This is a genomic window from Pseudomonas sp. GW821-FHT03A09 (genome assembly GCF_059421065.1).
In genome coordinates this window covers 1-25,138 of the sequence record NZ_JBWKUX010000016.1, presented here as the reverse complement: position 1 = coordinate 25,138, position 25,138 = coordinate 1, and the positions used below count along the sequence as shown (strand labels likewise).

Here is a 25,138-nt window from a genome sequence, read left to right as displayed (position 1 = left end):
GTCGAACACCCAGGGTTCAGGGCAGTGCACGGGGCGGCTCGGGATGAGAGCAAACACCGGCCGGACAGAATGATACGGTGCCGGGACGCGCTCAGTGCGGGTAGCACGCGGTCGGGCGGGGCTTGGATAAGCCGCCCGATTATAGGAAGGGGGTTGAAGATACAACAAGTCAAAATGTGGGAGCGGGCTTGCTCGCGAATGCTGAGTGTCAGTCACTGAATAAGGCGACTGACCCACCGCTTTCGCGGGCAAGCCCGCTCCCACATTGGATTGAGTTTTGTCAGAGGGTTATGCAGCGACTGGCATGCGGCTGGTGTGCCAGATCAGTACCTTGCTGACGCGATTGTCCTCGGTTTCGAGGATTTCCAGGCGATAACGGCCGATCTTCAGGCACACCGCGCAATCGGGGATGGTCTCCAGTGCTTCGGTCACCAACCCGTTGAGTGTCTTGGGGCCATCGCTGGGCAGGTGCCAGCCCAGGCTTTTATTCAGCTCGCGGATCGAGGCGGCGCCGTCGATGATGTAGCGCCCGTCGGTTTGCGCTTCGATGTGCGGGTTGTCCGCACTTTGCTCGCTTTCGAACTCGCCGACGATTTCTTCGAGGATATCTTCCAGGGTGACAATGCCCAGTACTTCGCCGTATTCGTCCACTACCATGCCCAGGCGCCGTTGCTGCTTGTGGAAGTTCAGCAGCTGCAGTTGCAGGGGCGTGCTTTCCGGAACGAAGTAAGGTTCGTGGCAAGCGGCGAGCAAGGTTTCTTTGGTCAGGCTGGCGTCGGGCAACAGGTGCTGGATCTGCCGCGTGTTGAGCACGGCCTCGACCTGGTTGATGTCGCTGTGGAATACCGGCAGGCGGGTGCGCAGGGAGGTGCGCAGTTGCTCGATGATCTCTTCGGTGGAGTCATCCAGGTTGATGCCATCCACTTCGCTGCGTGGCACCAGGATGTCGTTGACCGTGATGTTGTCCAGTGCGTGGATACCCGGCATGCCTGGCGTACGGCCTTCGTCGGCTTCAGGTTCCGGCTCGTCGTCATGCTCGGGCTGCGGCTCGTCGCTCTTTTTCACCACGCCGGATTTGCGCGCGAATGGGCGCAGCAGCAACAGGCTGATGCTATTAAGCAGCCAGGCCAGGGGGTAGAGGATTTTCAGTGGTACGCCCAACAGCGCATTGCCGAACCCCAGTACCGCTTGCGGGTGGCGGGTGGCTAGGGCGCGAGGCAGGTAGTCGGCAAGTATCAGCAGCAGGGCGCAGGAAATCAGTCCGCCGAGCCAGGGGCCGTTCTGTGCCCAGGCGTAGATGGCGAGCAAGGTGCAGAGAATCACCACTCCAGCGCGGCACAGGTTGTTGCACAGGATCAAGCTATTGCGCGGGAAACTCAGGCGGGCCGCGGCCTTGTCACCCTGGCGTGTGCCGGGACGCAGGGCCAGCAGGTGCTGCTGTGCGGCCTCGATGGCGGTAAACAGCGCCGCCCATAGAATCAGCAGGGCGATTACCGCGAGCATCGGCCCTAAGGGCAAGTTGTCCATTTTTGCTGCCCGTCAGATATGCAGGATGTATTCGCGAACCAGCTTGCTGCCGAAATAGGCCAGCATCAGCAAGCAGAAACCAGCCAGGGTCCAGCGGATCGCCTTGTGCCCACGCCAGCCGAGGCGGTTGCGCCCCCACAGCAACACGCTGAACACCACCCAGGCCAGGCACGCCAGCAGGGTTTTATGCACCAGGTGCTGGGCGAACAGGTTTTCAACGAACAGCCAGCCGGAAATCAGCGACAGCGACAGCAGCGTCCAGCCAGCCCACAGGAACCCGAACAGCAGGCTTTCCATGGTTTGCAGTGGCGGGAAGTTCTTGATCAGCCCAGAGGGGTGTTTGTTCTTGAGCTGGTGGTCCTGCAACAGCAGGAGCAAGGCTTGGAACACCGCAATGGTGAACATGCCGTAGGCCAGGATCGACAACAGGATATGGGCCAGGATGCCGGGTTCTTCATCAATGACCTGAACAGTGCCGGTCGGGGTGAAGTGCGCCAGCAGCACTGTCAGCATTCCCAGTGGGAATAACAGCACCAGCAGGTTCTCGACCGGAATGCGGTAGCAGGCGAGCAGGGTCAGCGCGATCACGGCAGCGGCGATCAGGCTGGCAGCGCTGAAAAAGTCCAGGCCCAGGCCGACCGGAGTCATCAGGTGGGTGAACAGGCTCGTGGCATGGGCCAGCAGGGCCAGGACGCCAAGACCCACCAGCAGACGTTTGTCCGCTTTAGTGCCTTGGGCCAGACGAGTGCCCTGATAGAGGGTCGCAGCGGCATACAAGATGGCGGCGGCGAGGCTGGGTAGCAAACTGGGTGACAAGGGGACCATAAATCCTGATAGACAAGCCCGAAAGGCGTTGAGTTTGGCATACCCCCGCGTTCCACGAAAGACTCCCGGGCCAGACAGCGGGTGTGCACGGGCGCAGTCTTCGCTATAATCCGCGACCTGCCCCCGCCGCAGGCTCGCCGAGCGCTGTTTCTAATAGCGATTTACCACAGCCTGGGCCGCCATTACCTCGGTCTATCACTTCACTTCGATGAATAGGGCCTGAAAGGATCGCGCATGTTTGAAAATCTGACTGACCGTCTCTCGCAGACGCTGCGCCACGTTACCGGCAAGGCCAAGCTGACCGAGGACAATATTAAAGACACCCTGCGTGAAGTGCGCATGGCGTTGCTGGAAGCCGACGTGGCCTTGCCTGTGGTCAAGGACTTCGTCAACTCGGTCAAAGAGCGTGCGGTGGGCACCGAAGTGTCCCGCAGCCTGACTCCGGGCCAGGCCTTTGTGAAGATCGTCCAGGCCGAACTCGAAAGCCTGATGGGCGCGGCCAACGAAGACTTGAACCTCAGTGCCGTGCCTCCGGCCGTTGTGCTGATGGCCGGTCTGCAAGGTGCGGGTAAAACCACCACCGCCGGCAAGCTGGCGCGCTTCCTTAAAGAGCGCAAGAAGAAGTCTGTGATGGTGGTGTCGGCTGACGTCTACCGTCCGGCCGCTATCAAGCAGTTGGAAATGCTGGCGGGCGAAGTCGGCGTGACCTTCTTCCCGTCCGACCTGAGCCAGAAGCCGGTCGACATCGCCAACGCTGCTATTAAAGAAGCAAAACTCAAATTCATCGACGTGGTCATCGTCGATACCGCCGGTCGCCTGCACATCGACGAAGAGATGATGGGCGAGATCAAGGCGCTGCATGCCGCGATCAACCCGGTCGAGACGCTGTTCGTGGTCGATGCCATGACCGGCCAGGACGCGGCCAACACCGCCAAGGCTTTTGGTGACGCACTGCCGCTGACCGGTGTGATTTTGACCAAGGTCGACGGCGACGCCCGTGGTGGTGCTGCACTGTCGGTACGTGCCATTACCGGCAAGCCGATCAAGTTCATCGGTATGGGTGAGAAGAGCGAAGCGCTCGAGCCATTCCATCCGGAGCGTATTGCCTCGCGCATCCTCGGCATGGGCGACGTGCTCAGCTTGATCGAGCAGGCCGAAGCCACCCTCGACAAGGACAAGGCCGACAAGCTGGCCAAGAAACTGAAGAAGGGCAAGGGCTTCGACCTCGAAGACTTCCGCGACCAGTTGCAACAGATGAAGAACATGGGCGGCCTTGGCGGCCTGATGGACAAGCTGCCGAACATCGGCGGTGTGAACCTGGCGCAGATGGGCAATGCCCAGGGCGCGGCAGAGAAACAGTTCAAGCAGATGGAAGCCATCATCAACTCCATGACCCCGGCCGAGCGCCGCGACCCTGAGCTGATCAGCGGTTCGCGCAAACGTCGGATTGCCATGGGTTCCGGCACCCAGGTGCAGGACATCGGTCGCTTGATCAAGCAGCACAAGCAGATGCAGAAGATGATGAAGAAGTTCTCTGCCAAAGGCGGCATGGCCAAGATGATGCGCGGCATGGGCGGTATGTTGCCCGGCGGCGGCATGCCCAAGATGTAAAGAATTCGCGTCGACAGTCATGTCGGCGCGGCCCCACATGGACGTGGGACCTCCAGCAAACCCGCCGTTGGCGGGGGCTGACTCGCCGTTTTAACCGACGGCTCTATAGCAGATCTGAATGGCACGCCGATAGGCGCCAGAAAAAGACATTTGCAAAAGTCCGGATATTCCTTAGAATATGCGGCCTTTCGGGCACCTATGCCCGCTGTGCATTTAGATTTGCAGCACCGACTACAGGAACGATGTTCACATGCTAACAATCCGTCTTGCCCTTGGCGGCTCCAAAAAGCGCCCGTTTTACCACTTGACCGTAACTGACAGCCGCAACCCACGTGACGGCTCTCACAAGGAACAAGTTGGCTTCTTCAACCCGATCGCTCGTGGTCAAGAAGTTCGTCTGTCCGTGAACCAAGAGCGCGTAGCCTACTGGCTGAGCGTTGGTGCACAACCATCTGAGCGTGTTGCTCAGCTGCTGAAAGACTCGGCTAAGGCCGCAGCCTGAGCAATATGAACGCGACGCCAGCTGTTGCTGATGATTTGATCGTTATCGGCAAGATTTACTCTGTTCATGGCGTTCGCGGCGAAGTGAAGGTGTATTCCTTTACTGATCCGACTGAAAACCTGTTGCAGTACAAGACCTGGACGCTCAAGCGCGAAGGTAGTGTGAAACAGGTCGAGCTGGTCAGTGGACGCGGGAGCGATAAGTTCCTGGTCGCAAAGCTCAAGGGTCTTGATGATCGTGAAGAAGCTCGTCTTCTGGCCGGTTATGAGATCTGCGTGCCGCGCAACCTGTTCCCTGAATTGACCGACGGCGAGTACTACTGGTACCAGCTGGAAGGTCTGAAGGTTATCGATCAACTGGGGCAATTGCTCGGGAAAATCGATCATCTTCTGGAAACCGGCGCCAATGATGTAATGGTGGTCAAGCCTTGCGCTGGCAGCCTGGATGATCGCGAACGCCTGTTGCCGTATACCGAGCAATGCGTGTTGGCCGTCGACCTGGCAGCGGGCGAGATGAAGGTGGAATGGGACGCGGACTTCTAAGCGTGGCTAATTTGCGCATTGAAGTGATCAGTTTGTTTCCCGAGATGTTTTCCGCCATCAGCGAGTACGGCATCACCAGTCGGGCGGTGAAACAGGGGCTGTTGCAGCTCACCTGTTGGAACCCGCGAGACTACACGACGGATCGACATCACACTGTGGACGATCGCCCATTTGGCGGTGGCCCGGGCATGGTGATGAAGATCAAGCCCCTGGAAGACGCGTTGGTTCAGGCCAAGGCAGCCGCCGGGGAGAAGGCGAAGGTAATTTACCTGTCCCCTCAAGGCCGTCAGCTGAAACAGGCTGCGGTACGCGACATGGCGAATGAGGAAGCACTGATCCTGATTGCCGGTCGTTATGAAGGCATTGACGAGCGTTTTATTGAAGCTCATGTCGATGAAGAGTGGTCGATTGGGGACTATGTCTTGTCTGGCGGCGAGCTGCCGGCGATGGTCCTGATAGATGCGGTTACACGACTGCTGCCCGGAGCTTTAGGGCATGCGGACTCCGCGGAGGAAGATTCCTTCACGGATGGTTTGCTGGATTGCCCGCACTACACCCGTCCGGAGGTGTATGTGGATCAGCGTGTTCCCGACGTATTGCTAAGTGGCAATCACGCACACATCCGGCGTTGGCGTTTACAGCAGTCCCTTGGTCGGACCTATGAACGACGCGCCGATCTTCTGGAAAGCCGCTCGCTTTCTGGAGAAGAGAAGAAGCTGCTCGAGGAATACATCCTCGCGCGGGACGATAGTTAACAACGTATCGATGGTAGGTCCATTGACTTACCTTAGGAGCACAGCATGACTAACAAAATCATCCTTGCACTCGAAGCAGAGCAGATGACCAAAGAGATCCCTACCTTTGCCCCGGGCGACACCATTGTCGTTCAGGTGAAAGTGAAGGAAGGCGACCGTTCGCGTCTGCAAGCGTTCGAAGGCGTGGTAATCGCCAAGCGTAACCGTGGTGTGAACAGTGCTTTCACTGTTCGTAAAATCTCCAACGGTGTTGGCGTAGAGCGTACTTTCCAGACCTACAGCCCGCAAATCGACAGCATGGCCGTCAAGCGTCGCGGTGACGTACGTAAAGCCAAGCTGTACTACCTGCGTGACCTGTCCGGTAAAGCAGCTCGCATCAAGGAAAAACTGGCTTAAGTCCAGCTTCCCGATGCAGAAAAAAGCAGCCTACGGGCTGCTTTTTTGTGCCTGAAATTTGTCTATTCCCGGTATTTTTCCATGACCTCCCGCCTCGAAGAAATCCAGCGCCGCACCGACCTGTCCGTGACCCATGTGACCAAGGCCGTGTTCCCGCCGACCACCAACCACCACAACACCTTGTTCGGTGGCACTGCCTTGGCGTGGATGGATGAAGTGTCGTTCATCACCGCGACGCGTTTCTGTCGCTTGCCCTTGGTGACGGTGTCTACCGACCGTATCGACTTCAATCATGCGATCCCGGCCGGCTCCATCGTTGAACTGATTGGCCGGGTGATCAAGGTGGGCAACACCAGCCTCAAGGTAGAAGTGGAGGTGTTTGTCGAGAGCATGAGCGTTGATGGCCGTGAAAAGGCGATCCAGGGCGTGTTCAGCTTTGTCGCGATTGACGCGGATAAACGCCCTGTACCGGTGCTGCCTGGGTTTGTCGACTGATTACCCGGCTGTGCTGTTCTCCGGCTGAATCACGGCCAGCAAGGTCCAGCCGGCTGTAGGTTTCAAGCTGCTGTCTGGGGTGACGACATGCACCCAGCCGCTGGTATCTTGGGCAAACAACAGCGTCGCTCGATCGCCATGGAGTGCTTGGTACTGCTCCCAGCCGAAGCCTTCGGTGAGGTGAGTGCTGTACAGTTCGGCGCCTTGTCCCAGCAGGCTGGCGAGTTTGGTATAGCTCAGGGGCTGGCTGCCTAGCAGGTGGCCGCGGTGCTCATGGCTGGCCTTGTGTTTATCGGTGCGGCGGCTTTCCTGACTACTTGCCAGGGCGAACAGGCGGTGCCCGAAGTCGTGGCGAAAACGCATTGCAGCCAGGGTATTCAGTTCGCCCGAAGGGGAAAGCGCCAGCAAATGTCCGAGTCCAACCAGATCCAGGTGCGATTCGGCATGCTGGGACGCCGGATTACCGAAATACGTCGGTAGTCCCTCCATCCGACTGGCACGGATATTTTCCCAGCTTGAGTCGGTCAGCAGCACACGACTGCCCAGTTGTTGCAGGGCCTTGCCTAGGACTCGCGCCGGACCGTTCGCGCCGACTATCAAAAAGCCGCTGGGCGCAGGCTCGGCCACTTTCAGCAAACGAGCCAAGGGGCGCGCAGTGGCACTTTGCAGTACCACGGTGCCGATAATGACTGCAAACGTGAGTGGCACCAGCAGCAATGCGCCTTCATGACCGGCCTCATCCAGGCGAATCGCAAATATTGCCGACACTGCTGCGGCCACAATCCCGCGTGGCGCGATCCACGCCAGCAGTGCGCGCTCCCGCCAGCTTAGTTTCGAACCGAAGGTAGACAGCACAACATTGAGGGGGCGAGCAATGAACTGAATGATCAATAGCAGGATCAGTACAAAAGGGCCCAAGGCAATCAAAGCATTCAGGTCCAGGCGCGCCGCCAGCAGGATGAACAGCCCGGAAATCAGCAGCACACTGAGGTTTTCCTTGAAGTGCAGGATGTGCCTTACATCCACGCCCTTCATATTCGCCATCCACATGCCCATCAGTGTGACCGCCAGCAGGCCGGACTCATGCATCACCTGGTTGGAGGCGATAAAGATGCCCAGCACGCCAGCCAGCGTCGCCAGGTTATGCAGGTATTCCGGCAACCATTGCCGGCGCATGATCTGCCCCAGCACCCAACCACCGGCGATCCCGAACAGGCTGCCACACACAATCACCCCACCGAAAGTCAGCAGGCTGTGGCTCAAGCCATCACCCGAGGCACGGCTGATAATGAAGCTGTAGACCACCACGGCCAGCAGCGCGCCTATCGGGTCGATGACGATGCCTTCCCAGCGCAGGATATTGGCGATGGAGGCCTTGGGCCGTACCACGCGCAACATGGGCACGATAACCGTCGGGCCGGTGACCAGTGTCAGCGTGCCAAACAGCAGTGCCAGCATCCAGTCAAAGCCCAGTAGCCAGTGGGTAGCCAGTGTTATTACCGCCCAGGTTGAAAGCGCACCGATGGTCACCAAACGGTGCACCACGCTACCAATTTCCTTCCATTCCGACAGGTGCAACGTCAGGCTGCCTTCGAACAGGATCAGCGCAACCGCCAACGACACCAATGGCATCAGCAAGGAGCCGAACATTTCCTGCGGGTCCAGCCAGCCAAGTATTGGCCCTGCCAGAATCCCGCTCAGTAGAAGAAACAGAATCGCCGGCAGCTTCAGGCGCCAGGCCAGCCATTGGCAGCCGAGTGCGGCCACGCCAATACCGCCAAAAGCCAACAAAATCTGTTGTTCGTTCATTAAAGCTCCCTGTTCCTTGAAATAGCGGGCTATGAAAGACTAGTGACCTGAATCACAGTTCACTAATTAATTGTCGCAAAGCCCCGTGCCGTGTTGCTTGAGTACCCATGCCAGCCATTGACCACCTACTTATTGACCGTTTTCTCGATGCCCTTTGGCTGGAGAAGGGCCTATCCGACAATACACGCCAGGCTTATCGCAGTGACTTGGCCCTGTTCAACGGTTGGCTGCAGGAGAAAAACCTCGACCTGATCAATGCCGGGCGCGAGCTGATCCTCGATCACTTGGCCTGGCGGCTTGAGCAAAACTACAAGCCGCGTTCAACGGCGAGATTTCTCTCAGGAGTACGTGGCTTTTATCGCTATTTGTTGCGTGAAAAACTGATAGCAGTCGATCCGACTCTGCAAGTCGACATGCCGCAATTAGGTAGGCCTCTTCCTAAGTCTTTATCAGAAAAAGATGTGGAGGCCTTGCTTGCCGCTCCCGATCTCAGTGAGGCCATCGGCCAGCGCGACCGTGCCATGCTCGAAGTGCTATACGCCTGCGGCCTGCGAGTGACCGAATTGATCAGTCTCACCCTGGAGCAGGTCAACCTGCGTCAGGGCGTATTGCGGGTGATGGGCAAAGGCAGCAAGGAGCGCTTGGTACCGATGGGCGAGGAGGCAATAGTGTGGGTCGAGCGCTATATGCGCGATGCCCGCAGCGAATTACTCGGTGGGCGACCCAGCGATGTGCTGTTTCCTAGCCTGCGCGGTGAGCAGATGACCCGCCAGACCTTCTGGCACCGCATCAAGCATCAGGCCAAGGTCGCCGGGATTGGCAAGGCGTTGTCGCCTCACACATTGCGCCATGCCTTTGCCACCCATTTGCTCAACCATGGTGCCGATCTGCGGGTCGTGCAAATGCTGCTCGGCCACAGCGACTTATCCACCACGCAGATTTACACCCACGTGGCGCGAGCGCGATTGCAGGATATGCATGCCAAGCATCACCCGCGTGGTTGAAAACCGCCAATTTGTCCCGCTACGGGCTGCCCTGTGGCCCAACTGTGGTAGGCTTTGCCGGTTAGCAAAGGGGACTGCCCCGGCCCGCGTTACAGAGCGGTGTTCCTGTGCCAGTCCCTGCATCTGCCTTCAGGAGTTCCCATGCGCTTGACCCAGATTATTGCCGCCGCAGCCATTGCGTTGGTATCCACCTTTGCCTTCGCCGATGACGCTGCCGAGCAGACCATCCGCAAGAGCCTGGCCAACCTGCAACTCGACACCCCGATCGAAAGCATCAGCGCCAGCCCCATGGCCGGCCTGTACGAAGTCAAGCTCAAAGGCAGTCGCGTGCTGTACGCCAGTGCCGATGGTCAATACATTGTCCAGGGCTACCTGTTCCAGCTGAAGGATGGCAAGCCGGTCAACCTGACCGAAAAAGCCGAGCGCCTGGGCGTATCCAAGCTGATCAACGGTATTCCGGTGGCTGAAACCGTGGTTTATCCCGCTATCGGCGAAACCAAGACCCACATCACCGTGTTCACCGACACCACCTGCCCGTACTGCCACAAGTTGCACGCCGAAGTGCCTGCGCTGAACAAGCTGGGCATCGAAGTGCGCTACGTCGCGTTCCCGCGCCAGGGCCTGGGTTCGCCGGGTGACGAGCAGTTGCAGGCGGTGTGGTGCTCGACCGACAAGAAAGCGGCGATGGACAAGATGGTCGACGGCAAGGAAATCAAGGCGGCCAAATGTGCCAACCCGGTTTCCAAGCAGTTTGCGTTGGGCCAGTCCATCGGTGTGAACGGTACACCGGCCATCGTTTTGGCTGACGGCCAAGTGATTCCGGGCTACCAGCCGGCACCACAAGTTGCCAAACTGGCGCTGAGTGCCAAGTAAACCAGCATCGTCGAACCTTTGACGATCATGGCCCGCCGACAGATCGACGGGCCATCAAATTGCAGGCCGCCGTCGTGCGGCTGTTTTCCACGGCCGACCTAGCGTCGGCCGTTTCATGGGGAGTTCTTCAGTGAAACCGGTCAAAGTAGGCATCTGTGGGTTAGGGACCGTCGGTGGCGGCACCTTCAACGTGCTTCAGCGTAATGCTGAAGAAATTTCCCGCCGTGCAGGGCGTGGGATTGAAGTGGCGCAAATTGCCACGCGTTCGCCAAAGCCTCAGTTCCAAACGACCGGTATTGCGATTACCAACGATGTCTTCGACGTTGCCACCAACCCTGAAATCGATATCGTCATCGAACTGGTCGGCGGCTACACCGTGGCCCGTGAGCTGGTACTCAAGGCCATCGAAAACGGCAAGCATGTGGTCACTGCCAACAAGGCGCTGATCGCCGTGCACGGCAACGAGATCTTCGCCAGGGCCCGCGAGAAGGGTGTGATCGTGGCGTTCGAAGCCGCCGTGGCCGGTGGTATCCCAGTGATCAAGGCGATCCGGGAAGGCTTGTCCGCCAACCGCATCAACTGGGTCGCCGGCATCATCAACGGCACCGGTAACTTCATCCTCACCGAAATGCGCGAGAAAGGCCGTACCTTCGAAGACGTCTTGGCTGAAGCCCAGGCCCTGGGCTATGCCGAAGCCGACCCGACGTTCGACGTGGAAGGTATCGATGCCGCGCACAAGCTGACCATCCTGGCATCCATCGCCTTTGGTATCCCGCTGCAATTCGACAAGGCCTACACCGAAGGCATCACCAAACTGACCACCGCCGACGTGAACTATGCCGAAGCCCTGGGCTACCGCATCAAGCACCTGGGCGTGGCGCGCAGCACCGCTGCCGGTATCGAGTTGCGTGTACACCCGACGCTGATCCCGGCCGACCGCCTGATCGCCAACGTCAATGGTGTGATGAACGCTGTGATGGTCAACGGTGACGCGGCTGGCTCGACCCTGTTCTATGGCGCTGGCGCCGGTATGGAGCCGACCGCTTCGTCGGTGATCGCTGACCTGGTGGACGTGGTTCGCGCCATGACCAGCGACCCGGAAAACCGCGTACCGCATCTGGCCTTCCAGCCGGATTCGTTGTCGGCTCACCCGATCCTGCCGATCGAAGCCTGCGAAAGTGCCTACTACCTGCGCATCCAGGCCAAGGATCACCCGGGCGTGTTGGCCCAGGTGGCCAGCATCCTGTCGGAGCGTGGTATCAACATCGAGTCGATCATGCAGAAGGAAGTCGAGGAGCAAAACGGCCAGGTGCCGATGATCCTGCTGACCCACCGCGTGCTCGAACAGCACATCAACGATGCCATCGCGTCCCTGGAAGCCCTGCAAGGCGTGGTTGGCCCGGTGGTGCGGATCCGCGTCGAACACCTGAACTAATGGTTTTGCTGCAAGGGCCCCGCAGGTTCGGCGGCCCTTGTTCAAGAATGCTCTAGAGGAGCCAGTCATGCGTTATATCAGCACCCGCGGCCAGGCACCGGCCCTGAATTTCGAAGACGTTCTGCTGGCAGGCCTTGCCACTGACGGCGGCCTGTACGTGCCGGAAAACCTGCCACGCTTTACCCAGGAAGAAATCGCTTCCTGGGCCGGACTGCCATACCACGAGCTGGCGTTCCGGGTGATGCGCCCGTTCGTCACCGGCAGCATTCCGGACGCAGATTTCAAAAAGATTCTGGAAGAGACGTACGGCGTGTTTTCTCACAACGCCATCGCGCCATTGCGTCAGCTGAACGGTAACGAATGGGTACTTGAGCTGTTCCACGGCCCGACCCTGGCGTTCAAGGACTTCGCCCTGCAACTGCTGGGTCGTCTGCTGGACTACGTGCTGCAGAAGCGCGGCGAGCGCGTGGTGATCATCGGCGCCACCTCCGGTGATACCGGCTCGGCGGCCATCGAAGGGTGCAAGCACTGCGAAAACGTCGACATCTTCATCCTGCACCCGCACAAGCGCGTGTCGGAAGTGCAGCGTCGCCAGATGACCACCATCTTTGGTGAGAACATTCACAACATCGCGATCGAAGGCAACTTCGATGACTGCCAGGAAATGGTCAAGAACAGCTTCGCTGACCAGAGCTTCCTGAAGGGCACGCGCCTGGTGGCGGTGAACTCGATCAACTGGGCGCGGATCATGGCCCAGATCGTCTACTACTTTCACGCGTCCCTGCAGTTGGGCGGCCCGGCGCGTTCGGTGTCGTTCTCGGTGCCGACCGGCAACTTCGGCGACATCTTCGCCGGTTACCTGGCGCGCAACATGGGCCTGCCGATCAACCAGTTGATTGTCGCCACCAACCGCAACGACATCCTGCACCGCTTCATGAGCGGCAACCAGTACGTCAAGGAAACCCTGCACGCTACCTTGTCGCCGTCCATGGACATCATGGTCTCGTCGAACTTCGAACGCCTGCTGTTCGACATGCACGGTCGCAACGGCGCGGCCATTGCCGGCTTGATGGACACCTTCAAGAGCGGCGGCGGTTTCAGCGTGGATGAAGAGCGCTGGACCGAAACCCGCAAGCTGTTCGACTCCCTGGCGGTTGACGATGCGCAGACCTGCGAAACCATCGCAGAGATTTTCGCCCAGACCGGCGAACTGCTGGACCCGCACACCGCCATCGGTGTGAAGGCCGCCCGCGAATGCCGTCGCAGCCTGGATATCCCGATGGTGATTCTGGGCACCGCCCATCCGGTCAAATTCCCGGAAGCGGTGGAGAAGGCCGGTGTCGGCAAGGCACTGGAGTTGCCGGCGCATCTGGCGGACCTGTTCGAGCGTGAAGAGCGTTGCACCGTGTTGGCCAATGACCTGAAGACTGTGCAGGCGTTTGTGAGCCAGCATGGCAACCGAGGCAAGCCGTTGTAAGGCGAACCGCGCACACAAAAACGCCGCTCTCCCTTCCGTGGGTCAGCGGCGTTTTTTGTATCTGGCAGGCCGGGTCAAGCGCTACGAGAATAGTTTCTGAGCGACGACTATTACGGTGCCGACTGCGGCATAGAATCCCGTCGCGATACCCACTGGGTACCAGAAAGTCTCACAGGTTATCTTCAGGGACTCTTTATTGAGTTTGTTCTGCTCTGCATTCATACGTGCAATTTCAGCAAAAATACGTGATACCTCGGCGTGCATTCTGTCTGTCGATGTCTGCTGTTCATTTTGTTCCGCCATCTTGATCATCCTTCGTAGTAACGGCCTTTTGACATGCGCTTTTGTCTGCACCGCAGCGTGACCAGCGCTCACCGAGTATAGGATTCACCTCTGGCCTCAGCCCTCGGCCAACCCCAAAACAGTTGCCCATTGCGTAGGCAGTTATGTGTCGCCGTTTTTTCGTTGTCATGTTGCAAGCGCATGCTGGAATCCGTCACCCCTGACGGCCCCATAAAGACGAGAAAGCGAACTTTCCTACGTCACAAACAGTCACTTAGGATAGATGCAGCTCCCGTTGAAACGATTGTTCCCGAACTATTGAGTGGTGATCGAGATGGAAAGTATCAGCCTATTGCTCGAAGAAGCACTGAGCCCTTATCAGGTTACGCTGACCACCTCTGGTGTGCAGGACGAGTGTCTGGTGACCGTGAAGAACCCTGCTGGCGCCATCGTGGTCGAGCGTGAAGTTGACCGCGCGCAATTGACGGACAAGCGCGTCTTGGTCGACGTCGTGGATTGCCTGCTGCGCGATCTGAAGATTGCCGAAGGGCGCCTGGAACCGTCAGTCATTGCGGCTTTGCGCAACGCCGCGCAGACCCGTAGCGCAGTCCGCGCATGAAGAATTGTTCATCGCTGGAAACTTCCTACTGCATGGCCGGTCAGATTTTTTAACAGCAAGAGCAAGCATTGTGCTCCGGTGTTTGTGGCTTGTTGTACTGGTCTTTGTAGGCCACGTTTAACCCCGAGTTGTCTCCCCACTGCTCGGGGTTTCTTTTTGCCTGAAATTTTTCAGGGCTGTGGGTAATCCTGGAAAAAGTGCGGGTTGTCTTTCAAATACTGCTCGCGCATGACCGGGTCCAGCCACAGCGCATAGGCGTTCTGTACCTGCGCTTGTGGGAGATCTTCCAGTGCCTGATTGATCCGTGCGATGGCCTGGCGCCCCTGCGCGGTGTTCGAACACCCGACGTAGATGCGTTGGTAAGGCTCGGTGCCTTTGATTGCAAGGAACATCAGGTCGTCAGGCGCTATGCCCTGTTGCATCGCTTGGTAACGGATTTCCGTCCAGTAACCGAGCACGGCTTCCAACCTGCCCAGCCGCTGCATTTGCAGCAAGCTGCCCAGAGCGTCGTTACCGTAATGCAGGGCGAGTTTATGTGAGTCGGTGCTCTTGAGTCGCTCATCGATCACAGGCCCGTAGCTGCGCTCGGCGATGGCTCCAAGGCGGGCATTCGGGGTTTGCAGAAATGCCTGCAAGTCGAAGTGCCCTTCGACGATAAACGGCGCCATTGCTGCCTGCTGGCTGCGGCGGATCATCACCCCATTGCTGACCACCACAAATGCCTGGGCGGAAAACGCCACGTACTTTGCCCGTTCCGGGGTCCACAGCAGTGAGGGATCGCAGGTTAAAGACGGGGTACGCAACATTTGCATGCCCCGGGCACGGTTCACATGCAGAACCTGATGATGATATTCCGGCAGGCGCTCTTGAAGCATGGGCATCAGCTGGTCCAGTGCTCCCAGGCCTTTTTGCGGCCCTTCGAAAATAGTCAGCGGTGGCAGGTCACGCAGCAGCCAAGTCAGCGTGTCTTCGGCGCTAGCTGTGGGCGGCCACGCGCAGGCGATCAGGCTGACCAGGCACCCGTGCATAAACCAACGCAGGGAGCGGCGAGCCATCAGATCGCGCCATCCTCACGCAACCGAGAAATGGCTGTGACGTCGTAACCCAATTCATTGAGCAGTGTACTGTTGTGCTCGCCCAATTGCGGCCCGACCCACTCACAACTGCCCGGCGTGTCCGAGAGCTTGGGCACGATGCCGGGCATCTTGAAGTCCTTGCCGTCCGGCAGCTGTGCCTTGAGGAACATTTCCCGTGCCAGGAATTGTGGGTCGCCCAGCATGTCCTCGGCGCTGTAGATACGGCTGGCAGGTACTTCGGCTTTGTTCAGGATCTCTACCACCTGATCCAATGGCAGCGAGTTGACCCAGCGATCAATCACGCCATATAGCTCATCACGGCGGCTATCGCGTCCGTCGTTGCCGGCCAGTTGTGGATCATTGGCCAGATCTTCACGACCAATGGCCGACATAAAGCGTTTGAAGATCGCATCGCCATTGGCACCGATTTGCACGTGCTTGCCATCGGCACTGGTATGGATAGAGGAGGGCGTGATACCGGGCATGATGTTGCCGGTGCGCTCGCGGATGAAACCGAACACGTCGAACTCCGGGATCATGCTTTCCATCATCGCGAAAATGGCTTCATACAACGCCACGTCCACCACCTGGCCCAGTCCACCGTTGACCTCCCGATGACGCAGCGCCATCAACGCCCCGATCACCGCCCACAACGCGGCAATCGAATCGCCGATGGAAATCCCGGTACGCACCGGCGGGCGGTCTTCGAAACCGGTGATATAACGCAAGCCGCCCATGGACTCACCTACCGCACCAAACCCCGGCTGGTCCTTCATCGGGCCGGTCTGGCCGAAGCCGGAGAGACGCACCATCACCAGTTTAGGGTTCAGGGCATGCAAGGTTTCCCAGTTCAGACCGAGTTTTTCCAACACGCCGGGGCGGAAGTTTTCGATCAGGATGTCGGCGTCAGTCAATAGCTGCTTGAGGATCGCCAGGCCGTCCGGATGCTTGAGGTTCAGCGTCAACGACTTTTTGTTGCGCGCCTGCACAAACCACCACAGCGAGGTGCCTTCATACAGCTTGCGCCATTTGCGCAGTGGGTCGCCTCCGTCAGGCGATTCGACCTTGATCACCTCTGCACCGAATTCGGCGCAGATACGCGATGCAAACGGGCCGGCGATCAGGGTGCCCAGTTCGATGACTTTCAGGCCGGCAAGCGGTTTGGCATTAAACGACATGGGGATCCTTAGCGAGCGTGGGACGGTGATGTGATGCGTTTTAACATAGGCGAGCGATTCAGGGATAAGGATGATGCAGCGCAGTATTCGGTGAATGACCCCTGCATCGGTTAGACTGGCCGCCTTTCCCTGTCTCTAGAAGCCCGTTCATGGCCCAGCCGTCCACGACCTACAAATTCGAACTCAACCTCACTGACCTTGACCGCTCGGTGTACGAGAACGTTAAACAGACCATCGCCCGCCACCCTTCGGAAACCGAAGAACGCATGACTGTGCGCCTGCTGGCCTACGCCCTTTGGTACAGCGAGCAGTTGGCGTTTGGTCGTGGCCTGTCAGATGTAGACGAACCGGCCCTGTGGGAAAAAAGCCTGGATGACCGTGTCCTGCACTGGATCGAAGTCGGCCAACCCGACGCCGACCGTCTGACCTGGTGCTCGCGCCGTACCGAGCGCACTAGCCTGTTGGCCTATGGCAGCTTGCGTGTGTGGGAAGGCAAAGTGGTTCCGGTGGCGAACAACCTGAAGAACGTACACATCGCCGCGGTGCCGCAAGAAGTCCTGGAGACCCTGGCCAAGGACATGCCCCGCGTTATCAAGTGGGACGTGATGATCAGCGAAGGCACCATGTTCGTCACTGACGACCGTGGGCAGCACGAAGTGCAACTCCAGTGGTTGGTCGGCGAGCGCGGTTAAAAGGTGGGAGGGGCTTGTGTGGGAGCGGGCTTGCCCGCGATTGCATCACCAAGGTGTAACCGTTTCACCGAGTCGTGCGCATCGCCGGCAAGCCAGCTCCCACATTGGGTCCCGAATGTTTTCAAGATTGTTGTTCAACCGTTGTACTAGAAGAGAAGCTTCCGTCACCCCATGCGTATCGATCCCCGTCCGTTGCCTGCTGTTTTGCCGTTCCTCGGTGAACTGCCACCGTTGTTGACCCGTCTTTATGCCGCACGCGGGGTGCAGTCGGAAGCCGAACTGGACAAGAGCCTGGCGCGGTTGATTCCCTACCAGCAGCTCAAGGGCATCGACGCCGCGGTAGACCTGTTGGTGACGGCATTGGAGCAGCGCCAGCGCATCCTGATCGTCGGTGACTTCGACGCCGACGGCGCCACGGCCAGCACCGTGGGCACCCTGGGCTTGCGTTTGCTGGGGGCGGCCCATGTGGATTACCTGGTGCCGAACCGATTCGAGTATGGCTATGGCCTGACCCCGGAAATTGTCGCCGTAGCCCTGCAACGTGATCCGCAATTGCTGATTACGGTGGATAACGGTATCTCCAGCGTCGAAGGCGTGGCAGCCGCGAAAGCCAAAGGGTTGAAAGTGCTGGTCACCGACCACCACTTGCCGGGGGATGAATTGCCGGCGGCGGACGCCATCGTCAACCCGAACCAGCCGGGCTGTGAGTTTCCGAGCAAGGCGCTGGCTGGCGTAGGCGTGATCTTTTACGTGTTGATGGCCCTGCGTGCCCGTTTGCGCAGCCTGGGTTGGTACGACAATAAGCCGCAGCCCAATATTGGTGAATTGCTCGACCTCGTGGCCTTGGGCAGCGTCGCCGATGTGGTGCCGTTGGATGCCAATAACCGCATCCTGGTCCATCAGGGGCTGGAGCGCATCCGCGCGGGGCGCGCCCGGCCGGGGATCAAGGCGATCCTCGAAGTCGCCAAGCGCGACCACGCCCGAATTACCTCCACCGACCTCGGCTTTATCCTCGGGCCACGGCTCAATGCTGCGGGGCGCCTGGATGATATGAGCCTGGGTATTGAATGTCTGCTCACTGCCGACGTCGCGGCCGCCAGGGAAATGGCTGCGCAGCTCGACGGCATGAACCAGGACCGCAAATCCATCGAGCAAGGCATGCAGCGCGAGGCCCTGGCCCAGCTCAAAGACTTGCCGGTGGAGTCGATGCCTTACGGCTTGTGCCTGTTCGACCCTGAATGGCACCAGGGTGTGATCGGTATTTTGGCGTCGCGCATGAAAGAACGGTATTTCCGTCCGACCATTGCCTTCGCCGATGCCGGTGATGGCCTGCTCAAGGGCTCTGGACGCTCCGTGCAGGGTTTTCATATCCGTGATGCCCTGGCAGTCGTGGCGAGCCAGCATCCTAGCCTGATCACGAAGTACGGCGGCCATGCGATGGCGGCTGGCCTGACGTTGCCGGAGGCGAATTTCCCGCTGTTTGCCGAAGCGTTTGATGCTGAAGTGCGCCGGCAACTGCGCGAAGAAGACCTTACTGGACGCCTGCTGTCTGATGGCACCCTGACGGTGGAAGAGTTTCACCTGGAGCTGGCGCGGGCACTGCGACATGCCGGGCCATGGGGGCAACACTTCCCTGAGCCGTTGTTTCACGGCGTGTTTCAGTTGGTGGAACAACGCGTAGTTGGGGAGCGGCACCTGAAGGTGGTGCTCAAGAGCGAATGCGGGTCAGTGAAATTGGATGGCATTGCATTTGGCGTGGACCGTGAGGTCTGGCCGAACCCGACGGTAAAGTGGGTGGAACTGGCCTACAAGCTGGATGTGAACGAATTCCGAGGCAATGAAACCGTGCAACTGATGATTGCGCACATCGAGCCGCGCTAGATCTAAGCAACACCACAAACCAATGTGGGAGGGGGCTTGCCCCCGATGGCAGTAGACCAGCCAACTCATCTTTGGCTGACCCACCGCTATCGGGGGCAAGCCCCCTCCCACATTTGGTTGCATAGAAGCTGAATTATTCGGCTTTAGCCTGGTGCTTCACAATGATGTCCACCAAACGCTTGGCCAGCGCCGGGTAGTTCTCATCGAAGTGATGACCGCCTGGCAGTTTCACGGCTTCGCCCACGGCAGTCTTGTCGGTGCAGCCGCTCTCGTCGACTTCTTCGGCACCGTAGATGCACACGACTTTGTCAGCCGGTAGCTTGGCCATTTCCGGGCCGGTGGCGGCTTCTTTGCCTGCGTTGCCCAACCAGCCTTCCACTTCGATTTCAAAGCTGCCGGTACGTGCGAATGCCAGCAGGATGATCGCGTCGACGCGTTGCTGTTCGTTTTCCGGCATGCGGTTGTAGATAGCCGGGAGCACGTCGGCACCGAACGAGTAACCGGTCAGCACGAAGCGCTTGGTGCCCCATTTCTGCCGGTAGTGTTGCATCAGCTCGGTGAGGTCCTTGGCGCTTTGTTCCGGGGTCTTGTGCTGCCAGTAGTAGCGCAGGGTGTCGATACCGACGACCGGGTAACCGATCTTGGCCATTTCACCGGCCACGTCACGGTCCAGGTCGCGCCAGCCGCCGTCACCGGAGAGGAACAGGGTAACGGTGTCCTTGGCTTGGCCGGCCGGTACTTCAACCACGGGAATCGCCAGGCCGCCGTTGTCGGAGCCGACCAACTGCTTGCGCAGCTCGTTGTTCAGCACTTGCGGGTAGTGAATGTCGTAGTCGCTGATGCTGGTGGTGGCGCGTGGGGTATCACGAACGAAACTGGCGCTTTCGTCGTCAGGGTTATCGTTCCAGGCTACCAGCCAGTTGCCATGGGCGGCGGTTTTCGGCAGCGGGTCTTTGCAACCTTCCTGTACTAAAGCGAAGCCGACGGAGATGGCATTGGCCTTGTCGTCGTTCTGTGTGGCGAGCCAGCGCCACGCCAGTGCTGCACCCGGGCCGATGCCGCTGACCAGGGTCGCCGGGCCTTTAAGCTGGGCCAGGGCGCCTTGCAGCGCTTGTTCCTGCAATTTGCAGTCGTCTTTTGGCAGAACCACCTGAACGATTTGTGCTGAACCGCCTTGGCTCAGGGCAATCAGTTGGCTGTCGGTCAGGGTTTCGTCGGCCATGACGGCCACGGCCACTCGGGCTTTTGCCGAGCCAGCAGGGGTCACACGGGTCAACACGGAACCGTCGGCCTGGAGCATTTGCTCCAGGGTCGGCTGTGGGGCAGGGCGGTTCCAGTACCAGAAGCCACCGCCTGCAATCAGGGCGAGCAGCACTACTATGGCCAATACATACCGCCAGGAGCGTCGAATCATCAGCGTTTCACCAATCCAGTCAAGCCGCCTGCAATCAGGGCGGCGGTATCGGCCAGTGCCACCAGCGGATCAAGTCCTGCGGGCACGGCCATGTAACGGGGTTCCCAGTCGGGCTGGAACTTGTCCTTGAAGCGGCGCAAACCTTGGAAGTTATACAGTTGCTCGCCACGGCGGAACACCATCGACCCCAAACGTTGGGTCAGTGGGGCGCCACGGCGTGGTTGCAAGCCCGACAACGGCACCATGCCGAGGCTGAAGCGGGCGTAGTCATGGTTCTTATAATGTTGAATCAGGCCAACCATCATGAACTCCATGGTCAGCTTGGGCGCGTCGGGGTGGGCGCGCATCAGGTCGAGGCTGGCCAGGTCGTGGTTGTAGGTCTCGAGCAGGTTGGCGAAGGCTACCGGGCGCCCTTCGAAGCGAATGATCGCAATTCTGAAGTGCTTGAGGTAGTCGTCGCTGAAGCGGCCCAGGGAGAAGCCCTTTTCCCGTACGTTCTTGCCAGTCAGCCAGGCATCGGAGATGACTTTGAGTTCATCCATGGGCGCCTGGCCCTGATCGAAGATCTCCAGGGACAGGCCGTCCCGGGTGCCACGGTTCCAGGTGTAGCGCAGGTCCTTCATCTCTTTGCCCTTGGCTTCCAGGTCAAAGCGTTTCAGGTCGACGCGGGCTTCTTCGCCCAGTTTGATCGCGGTGAGGCCGATGTCCATGTAGTACGGCAGGTTCTCGGCGCGCACCTGGTAGAACACCGGGCGGGCGTGATGGATGTCGCACAGGTCGCGGAACTGCCAGATCATTTCGGCGCGCGGTTGGGTCGGGCCGATAGGGTCATAGAGCGCTACCAGGCTGCGCCCACGACGGGCATACATCAGGAACGCTTCGTCGTTGGGGTGGAACAGCAACGCCTTGTCGCCGGTCAGTGCGAGGCCGCCATCGGGCTGGGAGGAAGCCATCAGGATCTTGGTGGCGCGCTTCAGTTCATCCGGCGTCGGCAAGTGGATGATCGGGCGTGCAGTACGCAGCAGCCAGGTCAGCGACACGATGACCAGCAACACCGCCGCGCCCAGCAGAGAGCGCAAGCCACGGGGGGCGTTGGCATCCAGGGTGAATTGCCACCACAGTTGGTGACTGTAGGGTACGTCTTGATAGGCAAACAGCAGCAGCCAGATCGAGGCCCCCAACACACACACGCTGGCCACCAGGTACAGCGGCGAGAATGGCAGTTCGGTCAGGCGACTGGCGCGGTAGAACGAGCGACGGAAGATCGCCAGCAACACCGCGGTCATGATCATCAGGCTGGCTTCTTCCCAATCGAAGCCTTTGAGCAGCGAGAGCAGGGCGCCGGTCAACAGCAGCACCATGGTCAGCATCCAGGCGGCGGACAAGCGTCGGCGCAAGCCTTGGGCCAGCAGCAGGCACAGTACGCCGATCAGGCTGGCACCAAAGTGCGAGGCGTCAATCAGGCGGTGGGGAATCAGGAAGCCGATGTTTTCCAGGCGTGAGTCGATTTCCGGTGTTGCGCCGGAAAACAGCAGGACCACGCCGGACAAAAAAACCAGTACGGCCAATACCGGCGCCGCTAGGCCTGAGGCCACCCGCAGGCTCTGCTGGGTTTGGAACAGGCGCTGGGCTTCGTTGACCAACAGGAAGATACAGGCGATCAACAGCGGCAGTACCACGTAGATCATCCGATACAAGAGCAAGGCGGCAGCCAACGGTGCCGCGCCGAGCTTGTCGGCGAACGCGGCCAGCAGGATTGCTTCGAAGACCCCGACCCCGCCCGGCACATGGCTGAGTACGCCTGCGGCCAGGGCCAGCAGGTACACCAGCAGGAACGGGCCGAACGGCGGCGCTTCCGGCAGCAGCATATAAAGGACGGTGGCGGCAGCGGCGACGTCGAGTGCGGTAATGATCAGTTGCAGGAAGGTCAGGCGACGGCCCGGCAGGCGCAAGGTGCGACGCCCGGCCTTGACCAGCAGGTTGTCCGGGTAAGGTTGTTCCGGCAGGCGGCGACGATAAATGCCGATGCACAGCACCGCCGACAGCACCAGCACCGCTCCGGCAATGCCGCCTAGCAGGCTTTGCGGCAAATGCAGGTAGGTGGACGCCGCCGGCAGGTTGCTCAGCGTAGCCAATGCGGCCAGCGGCGGCAGGGCAGTACCCAAGGCCAAGCTGGCGAATACGGTCATGTGCGCTACTTCCGCCGCCCCGACGCCATGGCGTGCATATAAACGGTAACGCACCGATCCGCCCGAGAGCATCGACAGGCCGATGGCATTGCCGATGGCAAAGGCGGTGAAGCCGCCCATGGCCAGGGTCTTGGCGGGGAGTTTCACACCAGCATAGCGTGCGCCGGAGAATTCATAGCCCAGCAGAATGATGAAACCGGCGACCGCTGCGGCGAACGCACCCAGCAGGGCCGGCTTGGGCACTTCCAGGATCGAGTCGTGGAGGGCGTACAGGTCCAGTTCCAGCAACAGGTGTCGGCAGGCGATCAGGGCGATTGCGAACAGCAACAGGGTGACGGCCAGCCCGATGGGTTGACGGTACTTGCTCAACAGATCCAGCCAACGCAAGCGGGTGGGTGTGATCGGTTGTTCTGCTGTGACGGTGTCTTGTGGTTCAGACGAGTTGGCGCGCATCAATCACCTCGTGGATTGTGCGCGACAGGATGGAGGTATCCAGCCAAGTTACCAATCCCTATGGACAAAATAATTACAAATATTAACGCTTATCGCCGGGGGCGGCGACTGCGGCCATTGGTCGTAGAGGGTCGTGCTTGAGTACTGAGCATAGCTTGCAATGACATGGACTCCGCAAACCGTGTACGGTTTCATGAAAGATGCCATGCCATTGTTTCAGAAGAACTTTTTCACCGGATACAAAAAAGGCCACTCTTTCGAGTGGCCTTTCTTGATGTTTGGTTGCGGGAGCCGGATTTGAACCGACGACCTTCGGGTTATGAGCCCGACGAGCTACCAGACTGCTCCATCCCGCGTCTGTGGGCGGCATTCTACAGCCAAGCGGCGAGGTGTCAACCGTTAATAGGCTGATGGGTCAAATAAGTGTGAATTAGCGGCTTAGGCAACCTAAGTCCGCGATTGAAAACGCTTTTGTAGTGAGCGGGCTTGTCCCGCGCCGGGCTGCTCCGCAGTCCGTAGGGACGTTCACGCTGTCTTAAAAAGGAAAAATCAGCGCGCACAAAAAAGGCCACTCTTTCGAGTAGCCTTTTTTGATGTTTGGTTGCGGGAGCCGGATTTGAACCGACGACCTTCGGGTTATGAGCCCGACGAGCTACCAGACTGCTCCCATCCCGCGTCTGTGTGTCGGCATTCTACAGAGGAACGCTGGTGTGTCAACCGATGATTTTAAGAAAAGCGCTTGTGGTTCAATTGGTTAGCGCTAAATGGCAGGCCCTGAAAGGGCGCGGGGCCAGTGTGGCTGCGGCTTTCAGCTCTATTGGAAGGCTGAATTCGATTGAGAAAATAAATCTGTCGGCGAAATCTCCTACCGCTCGGGCGGAAGATTCAAACTACTGGTGCTATATACAGGTGTGAGTGCGATACTGGCTACCCGTTGGATCACCCCCTGTTTATATGACGCAGCGCAAAATCATCCACGTCGACTGTGATTGCTTCTACGCCGCCATCGAGATGCGCGACGACCCGAGCCTGGCGCAAAAGCCTCTGGCTGTCGGTGGCTCTGCGGATCGGCGGGGCGTGATTGCCACCTGCAACTACGAAGCGCGGGCGTATGGGGTACGTTCGGCAATGTCGTCGCGCCATGCCCTGAAGCTGTGCCCGGACCTGACCATCGTCAAACCGCGCATGGATGCTTATAAAGAAGCGTCGAAGGAAATCCAGACGATCTTTCGTGACTACACCGACTTGATCGAACCCCTGTCCCTGGACGAAGCCTACCTGGATGTTTCTGACAGCCCGCATTTTGGCGGTAGCGCCACACGAATTGCCCAGGATATTCGCCGCCGCGTCTCCAACCAGCTACACATCACCGTGTCCGCGGGTGTGGCGCCGAACAAGTTTCTGGCCAAGATCGCCAGCGATTGGAAGAAACCCAACGGCCTGTTCGTGATTACCCCGGATCAGGTCGAGGACTTCGTCTCCCAATTGCCAGTGAGCAAGTTACACGGTGTGGGCAAGGTCACGGCCGACAAGCTGGCGCGCCTGGGCATTGAAGACTGCCTGCAACTGCGCGAATGGAACAAGCTGGCGCTGGTGCGCGAATTCGGCAGTTTTGGCGAGCGACTTTGGAGCCTTGCTCGCGGGATCGATGATCGCGTGGTGCAGAATGACAGCCGGCGGCAGTCCATCAGCGTGGAAAATACCTACGATGTGGACTTGCCGGATCTTTCAAGCTGCCTGGCCAAACTTCCCGAATTGATGGAAACCCTGGCCGGTCGCATGGCGCGCATCGACAGCAGCTACCGTGCGGGCAAGCCATTCGTTAAGGTGAAGTTTCATGACTTTACCCAGACGACCTTGGAGCAGGCGGGGGCAGGGCGGGATTTGGAGAGTTATCAACAGCTGCTGACGCAGGCGTTCAATCGGGGTGGGAAACCGGTGCGTTTGCTCGGTATAGGTGTGCGCTTACTGGACCTGAGCGGTGGCAACGAGCAGCTCGAATTTTCCTGGCAGTAACCGGGAACCTAATGTGGGAGCTGGCTTGCCTGCGATAGCGGTGAGCCAGCTTGCATACACAGTGGCTGCCCCACCGCTATCGCAGGC

At 59.2% G+C, this 25,138-nt stretch carries 22 protein-coding genes and 2 tRNA genes; 14 read left to right on the top strand and 10 right to left on the bottom strand.

Features of this window, described 5'->3' with window-relative positions:
• Positions 1-288 precede the first annotated feature (288 nt).
• The gene (locus tag AC07V4_RS23650) at positions 289-1,527 is read right to left on the bottom strand and encodes a transporter associated domain-containing protein (protein ID WP_492638304.1); all 1,239 of its coding nucleotides are present in this window, start codon (positions 1,525-1,527) and stop codon (positions 289-291) included.
• Between the two features lie 12 nt (positions 1,528-1,539).
• Positions 1,540-2,352: a cytochrome C assembly family protein gene (locus tag AC07V4_RS23645; RefSeq protein ID WP_372339912.1), complete on the bottom strand. Its 813-nt coding sequence runs from the start codon at positions 2,350-2,352 to the stop codon at positions 1,540-1,542.
• 234 nt (positions 2,353-2,586) lie between these two features.
• On the opposite strand from AC07V4_RS23645, the gene ffh reads away from it, so the two are divergent.
• The 6 genes from ffh to AC07V4_RS23615 all read left to right on the top strand — a co-directional run bounded on the left by ffh (position 2,587) and on the right by AC07V4_RS23615 (position 6,653).
• Positions 2,587-3,963: a signal recognition particle protein gene (ffh, locus tag AC07V4_RS23640; protein ID WP_003193965.1), complete on the top strand. Its 1,377-nt coding sequence runs from the start codon at positions 2,587-2,589 to the stop codon at positions 3,961-3,963.
• A gap of 250 nt (positions 3,964-4,213) precedes the next feature.
• Positions 4,214-4,465 carry a 30S ribosomal protein S16 gene (gene rpsP, locus AC07V4_RS23635; RefSeq protein WP_025854836.1) on the top strand — a complete coding sequence of 84 codons (252 nt, stop codon included), beginning with the start codon at positions 4,214-4,216 and terminating at the stop codon, positions 4,463-4,465.
• Positions 4,466-4,470: 5 nt separating this feature from the next.
• Positions 4,471-5,007 carry a ribosome maturation factor RimM gene (gene rimM / locus AC07V4_RS23630; protein WP_003175898.1) on the top strand — a complete coding sequence of 179 codons (537 nt, stop codon included), beginning with the start codon at positions 4,471-4,473 and terminating at the stop codon, positions 5,005-5,007.
• Positions 4,989-5,762 carry a tRNA (guanosine(37)-N1)-methyltransferase TrmD gene (trmD, locus tag AC07V4_RS23625; RefSeq protein ID WP_492638303.1) on the top strand — a complete coding sequence of 258 codons (774 nt, stop codon included), beginning with the start codon at positions 4,989-4,991 and terminating at the stop codon, positions 5,760-5,762. The genes rimM and trmD overlap by 19 nt, the downstream gene beginning before the upstream one ends.
• Positions 5,763-5,807: 45 nt before the next feature.
• Positions 5,808-6,158 (top strand): 50S ribosomal protein L19, encoded by a 351-nt coding sequence (rplS, locus tag AC07V4_RS23620; RefSeq protein WP_003175895.1) that lies wholly within the window; start codon positions 5,808-5,810, stop codon positions 6,156-6,158.
• A gap of 81 nt (positions 6,159-6,239) precedes the next feature.
• Positions 6,240-6,653, top strand: a complete 414-nt coding sequence (locus AC07V4_RS23615) for an acyl-CoA thioesterase (RefSeq protein ID WP_492638302.1) — start codon at positions 6,240-6,242, stop codon at positions 6,651-6,653.
• Here the strand turns inward: AC07V4_RS23615 and AC07V4_RS23610 are convergent, their stop codons facing one another.
• Positions 6,654-8,462 (bottom strand): cation:proton antiporter, encoded by a 1,809-nt coding sequence (locus AC07V4_RS23610; RefSeq protein WP_492638301.1) that lies wholly within the window; start codon positions 8,460-8,462, stop codon positions 6,654-6,656.
• 107 nt (positions 8,463-8,569) lie between these two features.
• On the opposite strand from AC07V4_RS23610, the gene xerD reads away from it, so the two are divergent.
• From xerD to thrC, 4 genes are all read left to right on the top strand, one after another.
• Positions 8,570-9,466: a site-specific tyrosine recombinase XerD gene (gene xerD, locus AC07V4_RS23605; protein WP_431749555.1), complete on the top strand. Its 897-nt coding sequence runs from the start codon at positions 8,570-8,572 to the stop codon at positions 9,464-9,466.
• A 141-nt stretch (positions 9,467-9,607) separates the two neighbouring features.
• Positions 9,608-10,339, top strand: coding sequence for a thioredoxin fold domain-containing protein (locus AC07V4_RS23600; RefSeq protein WP_431749554.1), 732 nt, complete (start codon positions 9,608-9,610; stop codon positions 10,337-10,339).
• A gap of 130 nt (positions 10,340-10,469) precedes the next feature.
• Entirely contained in the window at positions 10,470-11,774 is a 1,305-nt protein-coding gene (locus tag AC07V4_RS23595) for a homoserine dehydrogenase (protein WP_492638300.1), read from the top strand.
• A 67-nt stretch (positions 11,775-11,841) separates the two neighbouring features.
• Positions 11,842-13,251 carry a threonine synthase gene (gene thrC, locus AC07V4_RS23590; protein ID WP_492638299.1) on the top strand — a complete coding sequence of 470 codons (1,410 nt, stop codon included), beginning with the start codon at positions 11,842-11,844 and terminating at the stop codon, positions 13,249-13,251.
• Between the two features lie 81 nt (positions 13,252-13,332).
• Here the strand turns inward: thrC and AC07V4_RS23585 are convergent, their stop codons facing one another.
• On the bottom strand, positions 13,333-13,554 hold the full coding sequence (locus AC07V4_RS23585) for a hypothetical protein (protein ID WP_016971927.1): 222 nt from the start codon (positions 13,552-13,554) through the stop codon (positions 13,333-13,335).
• 313 nt (positions 13,555-13,867) lie between these two features.
• Here AC07V4_RS23585 and AC07V4_RS23580 point away from each other — a divergent pair, with 313 nt between their 5' ends.
• Complete coding sequence (locus AC07V4_RS23580) at positions 13,868-14,152, top strand: DUF3509 domain-containing protein (protein ID WP_492638298.1); 285 nt, start codon at positions 13,868-13,870, stop codon at positions 14,150-14,152.
• A 170-nt stretch (positions 14,153-14,322) separates the two neighbouring features.
• On the opposite strand, the gene AC07V4_RS23575 is transcribed toward AC07V4_RS23580, so the two are convergent.
• On the bottom strand, positions 14,323-15,207 hold the full coding sequence (locus AC07V4_RS23575; protein WP_492638297.1) for a TIGR02285 family protein: 885 nt from the start codon (positions 15,205-15,207) through the stop codon (positions 14,323-14,325).
• Entirely contained in the window at positions 15,207-16,406 is a 1,200-nt protein-coding gene (locus AC07V4_RS23570; protein WP_492638296.1) for a CaiB/BaiF CoA transferase family protein, read from the bottom strand. The genes AC07V4_RS23575 and AC07V4_RS23570 overlap by 1 nt, the downstream gene beginning before the upstream one ends.
• A 149-nt stretch (positions 16,407-16,555) precedes the next feature.
• On the opposite strand from AC07V4_RS23570, the gene AC07V4_RS23565 reads away from it, so the two are divergent.
• Positions 16,556-17,098, top strand: a complete 543-nt coding sequence (locus AC07V4_RS23565; protein WP_492638295.1) for a YaeQ family protein — start codon at positions 16,556-16,558, stop codon at positions 17,096-17,098.
• Positions 17,099-17,269: 171 nt separating this feature from the next.
• Complete coding sequence (gene recJ, locus AC07V4_RS23560) at positions 17,270-18,979, top strand: single-stranded-DNA-specific exonuclease RecJ (RefSeq protein ID WP_492638294.1); 1,710 nt, start codon at positions 17,270-17,272, stop codon at positions 18,977-18,979.
• Between the two features lie 133 nt (positions 18,980-19,112).
• Here the strand turns inward: recJ and AC07V4_RS23555 are convergent, their stop codons facing one another.
• From AC07V4_RS23555 to AC07V4_RS23540, 4 genes are all read right to left on the bottom strand, one after another.
• A complete protein-coding gene (locus tag AC07V4_RS23555; protein WP_492638293.1) occupies positions 19,113-20,393 on the bottom strand; it encodes a virulence factor family protein in 1,281 nt (426 codons plus the stop codon).
• Positions 20,393-23,035, bottom strand: coding sequence for a bifunctional lysylphosphatidylglycerol flippase/synthetase MprF (mprF, locus tag AC07V4_RS23550; protein ID WP_492638292.1), 2,643 nt, complete (start codon positions 23,033-23,035; stop codon positions 20,393-20,395). The genes AC07V4_RS23555 and mprF overlap by 1 nt, the downstream gene beginning before the upstream one ends.
• 279 nt (positions 23,036-23,314) lie before the next feature.
• Positions 23,315-23,391 (bottom strand) — tRNA-Met (locus AC07V4_RS23545).
• A gap of 242 nt (positions 23,392-23,633) precedes the next feature.
• Positions 23,634-23,711, bottom strand: a tRNA-Met gene (locus AC07V4_RS23540).
• Between the two features lie 278 nt (positions 23,712-23,989).
• Here AC07V4_RS23540 and dinB point away from each other — a divergent pair.
• On the top strand, positions 23,990-25,051 hold the full coding sequence (gene dinB / locus AC07V4_RS23535) for a DNA polymerase IV (protein WP_492638291.1): 1,062 nt from the start codon (positions 23,990-23,992) through the stop codon (positions 25,049-25,051).
• Positions 25,052-25,138 lie beyond the last annotated feature (87 nt).

Excerpts from the sequence above, each read along its gene's own strand:
- xerD (WP_431749555.1), top strand. The coding sequence starts at position 8,570 with ATGCCAGCCATTGACCACCTACTTATTGACCGTTTTCTCGATGCCCTT.
- trmD (WP_492638303.1), top strand. The coding sequence starts at position 4,989 with ATGGGACGCGGACTTCTAAGCGTGGCTAATTTGCGCATTGAAGTGATC.
- AC07V4_RS23585 (WP_016971927.1), bottom strand. The coding sequence starts at position 13,554 with ATGGCGGAACAAAATGAACAGCAGACATCGACAGACAGAATGCACGCC.
- AC07V4_RS23565 (WP_492638295.1), top strand. The coding sequence starts at position 16,556 with ATGGCCCAGCCGTCCACGACCTACAAATTCGAACTCAACCTCACTGAC.
- rplS (WP_003175895.1), top strand. The coding sequence starts at position 5,808 with ATGACTAACAAAATCATCCTTGCACTCGAAGCAGAGCAGATGACCAAA.
- rimM (WP_003175898.1), top strand. The coding sequence starts at position 4,471 with ATGAACGCGACGCCAGCTGTTGCTGATGATTTGATCGTTATCGGCAAG.
- AC07V4_RS23650 (WP_492638304.1), bottom strand. The coding sequence starts at position 1,527 with ATGGACAACTTGCCCTTAGGGCCGATGCTCGCGGTAATCGCCCTGCTG.
- rpsP (WP_025854836.1), top strand. The coding sequence starts at position 4,214 with ATGCTAACAATCCGTCTTGCCCTTGGCGGCTCCAAAAAGCGCCCGTTT.
- thrC (WP_492638299.1), top strand. The coding sequence starts at position 11,842 with ATGCGTTATATCAGCACCCGCGGCCAGGCACCGGCCCTGAATTTCGAA.
- AC07V4_RS23610 (WP_492638301.1), bottom strand. The coding sequence starts at position 8,462 with ATGAACGAACAACAGATTTTGTTGGCTTTTGGCGGTATTGGCGTGGCC.
- ffh (WP_003193965.1), top strand. The coding sequence starts at position 2,587 with ATGTTTGAAAATCTGACTGACCGTCTCTCGCAGACGCTGCGCCACGTT.
- AC07V4_RS23600 (WP_431749554.1), top strand. The coding sequence starts at position 9,608 with ATGCGCTTGACCCAGATTATTGCCGCCGCAGCCATTGCGTTGGTATCC.
- AC07V4_RS23645 (WP_372339912.1), bottom strand. The coding sequence starts at position 2,352 with ATGGTCCCCTTGTCACCCAGTTTGCTACCCAGCCTCGCCGCCGCCATC.
- AC07V4_RS23615 (WP_492638302.1), top strand. The coding sequence starts at position 6,240 with ATGACCTCCCGCCTCGAAGAAATCCAGCGCCGCACCGACCTGTCCGTG.
- mprF (WP_492638292.1), bottom strand. The coding sequence starts at position 23,035 with ATGCGCGCCAACTCGTCTGAACCACAAGACACCGTCACAGCAGAACAA.
- AC07V4_RS23580 (WP_492638298.1), top strand. The coding sequence starts at position 13,868 with ATGGAAAGTATCAGCCTATTGCTCGAAGAAGCACTGAGCCCTTATCAG.
- dinB (WP_492638291.1), top strand. The coding sequence starts at position 23,990 with ATGACGCAGCGCAAAATCATCCACGTCGACTGTGATTGCTTCTACGCC.
- AC07V4_RS23555 (WP_492638293.1), bottom strand. The coding sequence starts at position 20,393 with ATGATTCGACGCTCCTGGCGGTATGTATTGGCCATAGTAGTGCTGCTC.
- AC07V4_RS23575 (WP_492638297.1), bottom strand. The coding sequence starts at position 15,207 with ATGGCTCGCCGCTCCCTGCGTTGGTTTATGCACGGGTGCCTGGTCAGC.
- recJ (WP_492638294.1), top strand. The coding sequence starts at position 17,270 with ATGCGTATCGATCCCCGTCCGTTGCCTGCTGTTTTGCCGTTCCTCGGT.
- AC07V4_RS23570 (WP_492638296.1), bottom strand. The coding sequence starts at position 16,406 with ATGTCGTTTAATGCCAAACCGCTTGCCGGCCTGAAAGTCATCGAACTG.